This is a genomic window from Dyadobacter subterraneus, assembly GCF_015221875.1.
Lineage (GTDB): Bacteria > Bacteroidota > Bacteroidia > Cytophagales > Spirosomataceae > Dyadobacter > Dyadobacter subterraneus.
Genome location: NZ_JACYGY010000001.1, coordinates 2,639,332 through 2,651,210 on the forward strand (window position 1 = coordinate 2,639,332; position 11,879 = coordinate 2,651,210).

At 40.4% G+C, this 11,879-nt stretch carries 8 protein-coding genes; 6 read left to right on the plus strand and 2 right to left on the minus strand.

Features of this window, described 5'->3' with window-relative positions; genetic code table 11:
- Window positions 1-20 precede the first annotated feature (20 nt).
- The 3 genes from IEE83_RS10825 to IEE83_RS10835 all read left to right on the plus strand — a co-directional run bounded on the left by IEE83_RS10825 (window position 21) and on the right by IEE83_RS10835 (window position 4,469).
- A complete protein-coding gene (locus IEE83_RS10825; RefSeq protein ID WP_194120597.1) occupies window positions 21-1,691 on the plus strand; it encodes an alkaline phosphatase family protein in 1,671 nt (556 codons plus the stop codon).
- 92 nt (window positions 1,692-1,783) lie between these two features.
- The gene (locus IEE83_RS10830; RefSeq protein ID WP_194120598.1) at window positions 1,784-3,151 is read left to right on the plus strand and encodes an aspartate aminotransferase family protein; all 1,368 of its coding nucleotides are present in this window, start codon (window positions 1,784-1,786) and stop codon (window positions 3,149-3,151) included.
- 16 nt (window positions 3,152-3,167) lie between these two features.
- Window positions 3,168-4,469 (plus strand): DUF5690 family protein, encoded by a 1,302-nt coding sequence (locus tag IEE83_RS10835; protein WP_194120599.1) that lies wholly within the window; start codon window positions 3,168-3,170, stop codon window positions 4,467-4,469.
- Between the two features lie 97 nt (window positions 4,470-4,566).
- Here IEE83_RS10835 and IEE83_RS10840 read toward each other — a convergent pair whose 3' ends face one another.
- Together IEE83_RS10840 and IEE83_RS10845 are read right to left on the minus strand one after the other, a co-directional pair.
- Window positions 4,567-5,034: a cytochrome P460 family protein gene (locus tag IEE83_RS10840; protein WP_194120600.1), complete on the minus strand. Its 468-nt coding sequence runs from the start codon at window positions 5,032-5,034 to the stop codon at window positions 4,567-4,569.
- Window positions 5,035-5,036: 2 nt separating this feature from the next.
- Window positions 5,037-5,993: a heme-binding domain-containing protein gene (locus IEE83_RS10845; protein WP_194120601.1), complete on the minus strand. Its 957-nt coding sequence runs from the start codon at window positions 5,991-5,993 to the stop codon at window positions 5,037-5,039.
- A 311-nt stretch (window positions 5,994-6,304) separates the two neighbouring features.
- On the opposite strand from IEE83_RS10845, the gene IEE83_RS10850 reads away from it, so the two are divergent.
- From IEE83_RS10850 to IEE83_RS10860, 3 genes are all read left to right on the plus strand, one after another.
- On the plus strand, window positions 6,305-6,892 hold the full coding sequence (locus IEE83_RS10850; protein ID WP_194120602.1) for an RNA polymerase sigma factor: 588 nt from the start codon (window positions 6,305-6,307) through the stop codon (window positions 6,890-6,892).
- Window positions 6,893-7,089: 197 nt separating this feature from the next.
- The gene (locus IEE83_RS10855) at window positions 7,090-8,157 is read left to right on the plus strand and encodes a FecR family protein (protein WP_194120603.1); all 1,068 of its coding nucleotides are present in this window, start codon (window positions 7,090-7,092) and stop codon (window positions 8,155-8,157) included.
- A gap of 214 nt (window positions 8,158-8,371) precedes the next feature.
- On the plus strand, window positions 8,372-11,857 hold the full coding sequence (locus IEE83_RS10860) for a SusC/RagA family TonB-linked outer membrane protein (protein ID WP_194120604.1): 3,486 nt from the start codon (window positions 8,372-8,374) through the stop codon (window positions 11,855-11,857).
- Window positions 11,858-11,879: the final 22 nt, after the last annotated feature.

The following is an 11,879-nucleotide window of genomic DNA, read 5'->3' on the forward strand; positions in this document are numbered from 1 at the left end:
AAGGAGTAAATATTAACGTGATGAAATTTAAAAATTCCAAAACCCTTGCTTTTCTTGCCTTTGCCGGATTATTTTTTTCCTGCAAAAAAGAAGGTGAAAAATTTCCTGACGGTATTGAACACGTGATCGTTATTGGTGTTGACGGATTGAGTCCTGACGGTATCCAAAAATCCAAATCGCCGATTATTCATGACATGATTGCCAATGGCAGCGTGAAATGGAATGTTCGTACGGTTTTGACTTCCAGCAGCAGCCAGAACTGGGCTTCCATGATTTCGGGAGCAGGGCCGGAGCAGCACGGCGTTATCAATAATGACTGGGAAATGGATGATCATAGTCTGCCGCCCATTGTGCAGGAAGCGGACGGTCGTTTTCCAACCATTTTCAGTGTGCTTCACCGCGAAAAACCTGAGGTTGAAATTGGTACGGTCTATCACTGGGATGGTTTTGGAAGATTATTTCAAAAAAGTGCCGTCAATTATGACAAACGCTTTTCCACGGAAGATTCAACCGCAACGGATTTCATTCGGTATATCAAAGAGAAAAAACCTGTGCTTGGTTTTGTTCATTTCGATCACGTTGATCATGCCGGTCACCACGGAGGTCATGGTTCTGCCGAATATTATCAGGCTGTTGCGAAAACGGATTCTCTGGTCGGTCAGATACTGAAAGGAATTAAAGATGCCGGCATTGAAGAAAATACGCTGGTAATAATCTGGGCGGATCACGGTGGAATTGGTTACGGACATGGCGGTGCCACACCTCAGGAAGCTGAAATTGCCGGAATTTTTTATGGCAAGGATGTAAAAAAAGGCTACAAAATTGAGCAGCAGGTTTACACTTATGATCTGGCTGCTACCATTGCTTTTGCGTTAAAAGTAACGCCTCCGTATGCATGGATTGGCCGGCCGGTAAAACCAGTTTTTGAAGGATTTTCAGAACCTGAAAATCTCTATCTCGGAGAAAAAACAGTCGCCCAGCCCGTAATTTATCCTGATCGCAAATTGTATCAGCAAGCCGGCGGATTGTACACAACAGAAACGGCAACGGTAAAGATTGATACAAAAGCAGAAAAAGGAGTGACGCGGTATACTACTGATGGATCGGACCCGAAAAACTCTTCTCCGGTTTACAAAGAGCCGTTTACTGTAAACAAGACAACTGTTGTAAAAGCAAAAAGTTATGATGAGAAAGGAAACGCAAGTTTACTTTCAACTGCTTATTTCCGTCTCGTAAAACCCGGACAAGGAAACGGGTTGACGACTACTTTCTATCAGGGAAAAGATCTGACCAAAATTCCTGTGTTCTCGACCTTAAAAAAAGGTTCTTCATGGACAAGTCCTGAATTTAATATCAACCGTGACCAGATTAATGGCATGGTTGAAAAGGATAATTTCAGCTTTGCATTACAGTTTTCAGGTTTCATCCAGATTGATACGCCGGGTAAATATACTTTTTCAACCCAGTCGGATGATGGCAGTAAACTTTATATTGACGGAAAGGAAATTGTCGATAATGATGGAAATCATGGTGTTCAGGAAGAAACAGGCTCTGCTGAACTGACTGCGGGAAAACACGCGATCCGGGTTGACTATTACAATAACGGAGGAGGATTCTGGCTCGATACTTTTTACAAAGGTCCGGGCATAGCCAAGCAGCTGATTCCTGCCGACAAACTTTTTACAAAATAACAAGTGACTATTCCTAAACAACCCGGGGCGAAAGTCCCGGGTTAATTTAATATCTTGGATAACAATTCTGATCCGGTGAAATTTTTATTAAAATGAGTGAAAAACAACACAACAGAACCGAAGGAGACATTAATCTGACCTCAGAAAGAAGCAACTGGTATGCTGTAATTAAGGATACAGACACGCTTTCTTATCTTGAAGAGGATGCAGAATATTTTTTACACCAGGCTTTGTCAACACCTTGTCTGGACGTTCTGGCTTCTTGCGAAGGGATTTATCTGACTGATATTCAGGGTAAAAAGTACATGGATTTCCACGGCAATAATGTGCATCAGGTTGGGTACCGGAATCCTTATGTTCTTGACAAAATCAAAGCGCAGCTGGATGTTCTTCCTTTTTCACCAAGACGATATACCAACGTTCCTGCCATTGAACTGGCAAAAAAACTTGGGTCCTTATTACCAGGTGATTTAAAGCGGGTTTTGTTCGCTCCGGGCGGTACTTCTTCTATCAGTATGGCGCTTAAACTGGCGCGGATTGTAACTGGAAAACATAAAATTATTTCGCTTTGGGATTCATTTCACGGCGCATCGCTTGACGCAATTTCTGCCGGCGGGGAGCTGGATTTCCGTAAAGATATGGGGCCGCTTATGCCAGGAGTTGAAAGAATTCCGCCTCCGATGAGGTACCGCGGTCCTTTCGTTTCATCGGGCAATGGTGATATGGCTTATGCTGATTATCTGGAATATGTGATTGAAAAAGAAGGAGATATCGGAGCCTTTGTCATTGAAACAATAAGAAATACCGACGTTCAGATTCCGTCTCAGGCATATTGGGACCGGGTTCGGGAAATTTGTACCCGTCATAATGTGCTGCTGATTTTGGATGAAATTCCGATCGCATTTGGCCGTACCGGTAAAATGTTTGCCTTTGAAAATTATGGTTTTGAGCCGGATATTATTTGTCTTGGTAAAGGCCTTGGGGCAGGAGTAATGCCTATGGCAGCCATCGTTGCGCGTGAAAGCTATAATGTAGCCGGAAGTATTTCTCTTGGGCATTTCACACATGAAAAAAGTCCATTAGGGAGTGTAGCGGCGCTTGCAATGCTCGAATTTATTGAACAAAATAATATACTTGAAAAAGTGCAGGATGATGCACTTTTTATGCAGGAAGAAATTGCTAAACTGGCTGAAAAATTCCCACTGATCGGAGATATCCGCGGCATAGGGCTTCTTTGGGGAATTGAATTGGTAAAGGATAAAGAAACGAGAGAAAAAGCCGTCCGTGAAGCAGAAATTGTCATGTACGAATGTCTGAAAAATGGAATGAGTTTTAAGGTTTCCCAGGGCAATGTTTTGCAGCTTTCACCACCCTTAACAATTACGCGTGACGAGTTGCAGCAAGCATTACAGATTTTGGAAAATGCACTTGAAGTAGCCTCTTTGGTAGAAAAATATTAATTGAAAATACCGGATTATGCGAGTGAAGAAAGCGTTGTTAAGCTCAAATACGTTATTTGTTATCTGGTCCATCGTAGCGTCTTTTGGTGCTTATTTTTGTATGTATGCTTTCAGAAAACCCTTTAATTCAGGCCTTTATCAGGGGCTGGAACTTTGGGGGATTGGGTATAAATCAGTTTTGATACTGGCTCAGGTTGCGGGTTATACTTTGTCCAAATTTGCAGGAATCAAAGTCATTTCGGAATTAAAGGCATCTGACCGGGTTAAGCTTATCATTCTGCTGATTCTGGTTGCTGAGGTTGCACTATTATTTTTTGGCATCGTTCCTTATCCTTATAATTTCGTTTTTCTATTTATTAACGGCTTGCCGCTGGGCATGGTTTACGGTGTTGTTTTTAGTTTTCTCGAAGGTCGCAGGTTTACAGAGATGATTGCTCTGGGATTAAATATCAGTATAATAGCAGCTTCCGGGATACTCAAAACCATATATCTGGAAGTGCATCACTGGCTGCCCGCCATTGGTGAATTCTGGATGCCGTTTTTGATGGGATTATTATTTCTTCCGTTTTTTCTGTTTTTTGTCTGGATGCTTCATGTGATGCCTGCACCCACGAAAGAGGATGTTTTACTTCGCACGGAAAGAGAGCCAATGACCGATGCGGATAAAAAGAATGCCTTGAAAGAATATGGTTTTCCGGTATTGTGTATCCTGGTTTGTTACGCGCTGTTGATCGTTGGGCGAGACTTTCGGGATAATTTTACCATTGAAATCTGGAATGAAATTTCGGTAGGCTGGGTAAGTTCTGTTTTATCAAAAACAGAAATGACAACCGGATTTATAGTACTGATTGTAGTAGCAAGTCTGGCTTTTATCAAAAATAACCTGATCGGTTTTCGGATGACAAATCTTGTCATCTTTGCCGGCGTAATCATGAGTGGCGTTTCAAGTTTGCTTTTCGAAATGCATCTGATCAGCGGTTTATACTGGATGATGACGATCGGAACAGGAATGTTTCTGGGATTTACAGTAATTCAGTCTGCTCTCTTTGATCGCATGATTGCCTTATTCAGGATCCGAGCCAATGCCGGTTTTTTTGTCTATATGTGCGAAAGTATCGGATATCTGGGCAGTGCCGGATTGTTGTTATTCAAGGAGATATTTATGAAGCAGTTAAGCTGGTCAAAAGTACTGATTCAGTTTACTTATCTGCAAGCTGCGGTTAGTCTTACTTTGCTGATATGCGGCAATTTATACCTTGAAAGACACCGAAGAAAATTGAAGAAAAAGGAAAAAGAAAAATTATTATTTGTTGCCTGATTGCAACAATATTTTGCGGCCGAAGTATCTGTTTAGAGAAATATATACTTCGGCCATTTCATTCAGGCAATTTTGAAAATTCAAAAGTCAGTATTTATTATGGTAATACTGCGGCCCGTTGATTACTAATAAAAGCTATTCTTGTCACAGCAGTTTTAAAATCAGGCTTTTGCAGTTCCAGATTTTTTCCCTGATAACAGACCAAAGTGGCCGCGTTGGGACTTTGGTATTTCACAATTTCAACAGATTTTATTTCCCCGGGAATGTTCGCACCATACCAGTGTACGTCCTCTTTTTGTGACCAGGTTACAAGCGAAAGTTCGGAACCGGCCGGATATTTATGATCTTTGGAATTTCTCGCATATTCAACCGCGATATCATTGCCATATAAGGTAGCCATGGTTTTTTCTTTTGTATTAACCATGGAGGTCAGTACTTTTCCTTCCAAAACGCTGGAAATCTTTGTGCTATCAGAGAGAGAAGCGCTTTCATTGTATGAGTTTTCTTTTGAACAACCCGTCAAAATAAGTAAGGTAAGAAAGCCTGGTATCGTCAGATTTTTCATGATTATTTGGGTTGAAGGTGAAGTGGCATTGTAAAAACAAAATCATTATCCTTCACAGGACGGTGGCAATTAATACATTCCTGGGTAAACGTTTCGTTTTTACCATAAGGGGTCAGCTGCATTCCCTTCCATCTGGCCCATCCCCATCCAGCCGTTTTCTGGTATTTGTTGTCATCTTTAATCATAAATTCTACCTGCTTAAAGGCGCCAGTCTGCACTTTTCCTGTTGAATCGATTAATTCATCCCAGGCAATTTTGGCAAAAGTCGCACCGTTGGGCCAGGGATTTATATGGTTTTCTTTAATTGCTTTCACGGCAATATCGTTCGCTACGATAACCCGCATCGTCCCGTTATCAAAACGATCAGAAGTACTTATTGCTTTCCAGTTTTTAAAATCCGGAATGTATTCAATGCCGTTTGGTGCAGGTTTTACTTTGGCAGATTTAGTACCAGTCCATTCATCATATTGGTGGTTCGCAGCATTTACCAGGGAAGTGTCCGAAGTTTTAAAAGAAACAAGACTGGTTATATAACTTTTCAAAATTAAAATCTCGGCAGCAGATAATTTAGCTTCGCGATGAAGTGCAGCATATTGTTTCAGCGGCATTGCGCCCAATGAAATCTGGTTGAAGGCTTCAAACAGTTTTGCCTTTTGATCTCCGGGAGCCAGACTGTCCCAATGAGAAAAATTTAAAACATGCCGGGCATCTTTAACATCTTTCGCTACCATCCAGGAAGCAGGAGCAATTTTGTCAAACCATAATAACTGCGTTTCGTTGGAGTGACAATCATAACAGGCTTTTTTTAAAATTACCTGCACGTCGTGTGGAGCAATTATATTTTCTGTAACGGGAGGATTTTCAATTCCGGGCCGTACAAACTGAATTCCAATAACCGCAGCCAAAAGAACACCGGTTATTAAAAATTTGTGTTTGGTGACAAAGTTTTGTGAATGCATAATTTAGAAGAATACAGTACGCAGGTGAATTGATAAGATATCAAAGAAAATCAACAAAGACCAGCTTTTGGAGAATTAGTCAATAGTTTCATAATCAGGAAGAAAAAAATATCCCGGTTAAATTCCAAAAATTTAATCATTTTTAGGATGGGAGTTTGCAACAAATTTTACCTTTGCTGGCGTAGTGTTGAAAAAGAGGGAAATTTTTGCAAGATTTTAAGTAGAATAATTGCAATAAAAAATATTACTTTGTTGAAGTAATCGTTTAGTAAACAAAAGAGTCAGATTATCTGGTAGTGAACCAATTGGTAATGATAGATTACAAAAAACCATCCGAAACAGATTTAATTGAGGGTTTGAGAGTGGGAGACAGGGATGCCTTTACTATCATTTATAAAGAATACTGGTACAGAATGTTTACGGTAGCGAACCGCAAACTGCAAAACCGCGAACTGGCTGAGGAGCTTATCCAGGATATTTTTACAAGATTATGGAAGGAAAGAGAAACAATCCGGATTACACAGCTGGATTTTTATCTTTTTTCGGCTGTTCGTTATGAGGTTATTGACCAGATTCGTGCAGCTGGCAGACAAAATACTTATGCTGAGTATTACAAAGCATTCGCTTCTTTTGAAGATTTGAATACTGAGAATACCGTTGTTTTTAATGATCTGGTACAAATGATCGATAAGGGACTGGAAATCCTTCCTGAAAAAACAAGAGAAGTTTTTAAGCTATGCCGCCTTCAAAACTGGTCATTAGCTAAAATTGCAAGCCATCTGGATCTTTCCGAGAAGGCCGTAGAATATCATCTTACAAAAGCCACCAAGTCCATCCGGATTTACCTGAAAGAAGTGCTGATTTCACTTTTGCTTTTGGGAATTTCATTCTGGCACTAACAATAGGGTCCTTTCTGATCAAGCTAAATAAATTTTATAGTACTATTTGAAGTTTATTCAGTCACTTGTGTCTGTATCATATAAACTTTTGAAGAATAAATAAAATCATTTAGGGTAAATGTGAAGTTGTGCGGCTTGTTAGTATAGTTCAGCTATGACCTTACCCTATTGATTTTAAAAAGCAAAGTATTTGTCACATGTCAGATCGAGAAATTCAGGAACTCCTTTTACGTTACCGACAGGGAAATTGTACTGCCGATGAAATCATGAGGATTCATTTGTGGTACGAAAGTCTGAATAAAGATTTCCCGGTTTCCATGGATACAAATGAGATATCTTTTCTGGAAGATAAAATTTTGAAGAATATCAGTCGGGATATGGATCAGCCCGAGTTACGTATATACGAAGAAGAACATGAGCAGAAGGCGGTTTGGTGGAAATCTTCTCTTCTGAGATATGGTATCGCAGCGGCGATGGCCTTGCTTCTTGGTTTTTCCTTTTTGTTTAAGAAAAGTCAGGAACGTGTTGCTATGAAAAGTGAATCGCTTGTACTGCATTCGCGTAAGGGAAATCTGAAATCTTCTGTGAACAGCTCGACTTCGATTCAGCGAATTCGTTTGGAAGACAATAGTTTGGTAACCTTGTCACCGGGCAGCAGTATTTCTTATCCTAACGTATTTTCACTGGACAAAAGAGAAGTGCAGCTGGAAGGGGATGCCTTTTTTGAAATATCAAAAAATCCTACAAAACCTTTTTTTGTTTACAGCGGCAAACTTGTTACGAAAGTTCTGGGAACCAGTTTTTGGGTTAAAACCAATGAAGAAACTTTTACGACGGAAGTGGAAGTGTTAACCGGAAAAGTATCGGTTTTTGAAAATCATTTTTTGCGTAATAACCGAAAGGAAAAAATCAAAAAGAGCTCACAGGGAGTGATTTTAACACCAAATCAGAGAGTTTCTTATGATGAAGAAAGCGGGCATTTACTTACAGGAATTGTGGAAGATCCTGTACTGATCCCTGAAAATATTACAGGTGCTAATCTTGTTTTTAATAACCAGGCGCTGGTTGATATAACCGCAACACTTCAAAAAGAATACGGTATCGAAATTGTGTTTGCGAATGAATTACTTGAAAAATGTACGTTCACAGGCGATATATCTGAAATTCCGCTTTATGACAAACTGGACTTGATATGTAAGGCAAATACGGCGCGTTATGAGATCAAGGGCACCAGAATACTGATCACAGGAAGCGGTTGCGATTGATTAGCTTAAAGAAATTATCACTAATAAACCAGAATATATGCGAATATAAACTCTCCTGAAAATCTTATTCTTTTTAGAAATAAAGAGGATAAAAAAAGCCGATAACGGTGGAACGCTACCGGCTTCGTAATACCTTCTTTCCAACAAGTATCCGGCAAGATACGGGAAGGAGAAAATATCAGACTTATTTTTTTTACAAAAAACAATCGAAACTATGAAAAAAAATCGACAAAGGAAAGGTCGTGCCTGTCTCTATCTGCTCATGAAAATTTCGTTGACACAAATTATATTTTGCATATCCTTTGCAGGATTCACGTATGCCGGACATGTAGGAAGAGCACAGGAAGTTTTGGAACGTACGGTCACTGTAAATGTTGAAAAAGCAGAATTAAGGCAGGTTTTGAGCCAGATTGAGGGGAAGGCGGATGTAAAATTTGTGTACAGCAATAAGGCAATCGGTGCAAACCGGGAAGTGGTTTTTCATGTATCAAATCAAAAATTATCCACAGTATTAAATTCACTTTTAGTACCTCTGGGCATCACATATGAGCTTACAAGATCAGGAAGAATTTTGCTGACAGCGGAAAAGCCTGTTACTTCAAAAGACGAATCCTCGATTTCTAGTGCTATGCAAACGTTTGCAGACATTAAAGTAACCGGAAAAGTTACTGACGAAAAAGGAGAAGGGCTTCCTGGTGTTAGTGTCAGGGTTAAGGGCACACAGTCAGGTTCTGTTTCGGACGTGAATGGTGGTTATTCTGTTGAGTTTGCAGATAGATCTGCTGTACTTGTATTCAGTTTTGTCGGTTATAAAACTTTGGAAGTGCCAGTTGGAGACAGAGCTATCATTGATGTCAGCCTGGTTCCTGATGACAAATCGCTGAATGAAGTAGTAGTCATTGGTTACGGTACTTCACGCAAAAAGGACGTGGTGGGTTCTGTTGACATTGTTGCTGCAAAAGATGCTGGTTCAACCACAGCCACAAATGCATCGCAATTACTGATCGGTAAGTCTGCCGGGGTTCAGGTTTTACAATCCAATGGTACGCCGGGCTCTGATTCCCAGATACTTATTCGTGGTACTGGCTCGTTCACAGGTGTTGATCCGCTATATGTTATTGATGGTATTCAAGGTAGTAAAACAATGTTTAACACTTTGGGTCCACAGGATATCGAGAATATTACCATTCTTAAAGACGCATCTTCAACGGCTATTTATGGTTCTGCTGCGGCGAATGGCGTTGTAATTATCACAACAAAAAAAGGACTTTCAGGTGCGCCAAAAATAAATTTCACTTCGCAGTGGGGTGTGGCAAAAGCCTGGAAGCAGCTGGATCTGCTGAATGCTTCCCAATATGTTGATTTGTTACAGGATTTCGCAGCTACTACAAACGCGGTTTTGCCTGAGAAATTCAATACAGCAGATGTTCGTGTAGATAGAAACGACTGGCAGAAACAAATTTTCCAGTCAGCATTGGCATCTCAGAATAATTTGAATATCAGTGGAGGAAGTGAAAAAGTTACTTACAATTTCTCTCTTGGTTATATGAACCAGAAAGCGATTGTGAAAAACTATACAGACAAACGTGTAAATGGAAGATTCAGTCTTGATGAATCACTTGGCCGTTTTCATTTGGGACAAACTTTGAATGTTCGTTATGTTAAGGATGAAGGGCAGCTGGCTAACATTACCGAAGCAGTTTCATATGCTCCTTACAAAGACATTCTTGATCCGAAAATTCCGGGTGGTTATTCTATTACCACAAACGTTGATGATTTCAACGGTGGTAATAACCCTTTGGCGGCAATAAATTTGAATCATCCTGTAACACAAGGTTTTGTGTTTTTCCCGCAAGTTTTTGCAGAAGTGGATCTGATCAAAGGTTTGCGTTTCCGTACTCAGCTTTCTGCTGAAATCGGTGGCGGAAAAAATAGTGGTTACCAATATGGCTACACAGCCGGTAACAACTTGACACAACCGCAGCAAGCTACTTTGGGATACAATAATTATTCATTTTACACAATTGAAAATTATTTCTCCTACAATAAATCTTTCGGAAAACATTCTATTTCAGCCACTTTGGGTAATAGTTATCTGGATCCGGGACACTCATCCAGTGTGGATGCAAAGGGAACCAACATTCCGAACAATTCCATCCAGAATATCAGTGTGGCTCAGTCACAAACTGTTTCCGGATCAAGTTATGGTTATGCGCGCGCCTCAGTTATCTCATATTTCGCACGTGGTATGTATTCTTTCAACGACAAATATGTTATAACAGGAAGTTTCCGTCGTGACGGAGCTTCTAACTTTGGAGCAAATAACCGGTTTGGTAATTTCTACGGTGTCGGTTTGGCGTGGAGATTTATTGATGAAGATTTTGTTAAAAATAATCTGTCATTTCTTTCTGATGGTAAGTTGAGAGTAGGACAAGGACGCACCGGAAACAACACAATTCCAACAACGGGTATCACCAACGTTTTGACATTCAGTGGAAATCCTAACGGAAACCTGGTTTATTCATTAGGAACAAATGAAGGATTCAACCCTGGTACAACCATCACTACGCTATCAAATCCTAATATCCGCTGGGAAACTACGGATCAGACAGACGTTGGGTTAGACCTTGGTTTTCTTCATAATAAATTGACTGTCACTGTTGATTATTACAACAGAAAAAGTACAGGTTTGCTTGTAAGTGTACCGGTACCAGGAAGTACAGGCGCATCTCAAAGTGGTACACAGCCAAGCAAATATGCTAACGCAGCGAGTGCACAAAATAAGGGGATTGAATTCTCGGCAGGTTACAGAGGTTCAGCCGGAAACGGTTTGACTTATACCATTAATGGAAATATTGCACACAATAAAAATATTGTAAATTCTTTGGGAAGTGAATTTGCTGCACCTATCCAGGCCGGTTCATTCAGCAACTTGCCAACATTTACATACACTGCGGCAGGTTCTCCAATCGGATCATTTTATGGATATAACAAGGATCACGTAGCAAAAGATCAGGCAGAAATTGATGCTTTGAATGCCGCTGCAAAAGCAAAATCCGGCGATGCTACAACAGTTTATCAGGCTGGTTTGCTACCGGGCGACTTTATCTTTAAAGATATCAACGGAGATGGGAAAGTGGATGCAACAGATCAGAAAATAATGGGTAACCCGATTCCAAAAATTGTTTACGGTTTTAATGCTGGATTGAATTATAAAAACTTTGATTTTAACATGGTTGTGTCTGGTGTTTCGGGGCTGAAATTATTGAATGCATTTAAATTCGTGACACTTAATGAATCGACCGGACATAACGCAACAACGGGAATTCTTGACAGATGGGAAACATCGGGTGATGTAGCTGCTCTTCCAAGAGCCGGACAAAGTGCAACAGGTGACGGAAACCTGAGACCTTCGGACTGGTGGCTGGAAAACGGTGCTTACATGCGACTTAGAAATATCACATTAGGTTACACAATTCCTAAATCCCTTATCAGCAATATTGGTAACGGACACGTTTTCAGCAGCATTCGTTTCTACGTAGCTGCGCAGAACCTGGTGACAATTACAAAATACACGGGTTATGATCCGGAGGTAAGTACACAAAGCGGCGGAAGTTATATTTTCTCCCGTGGTATTGACGACAGGGCTAACCTGCCTCAGCCAAGAACATTCCTGGGCGGTATACAACTTGGATTTTAATAATTGGGAATTACTAACAGAG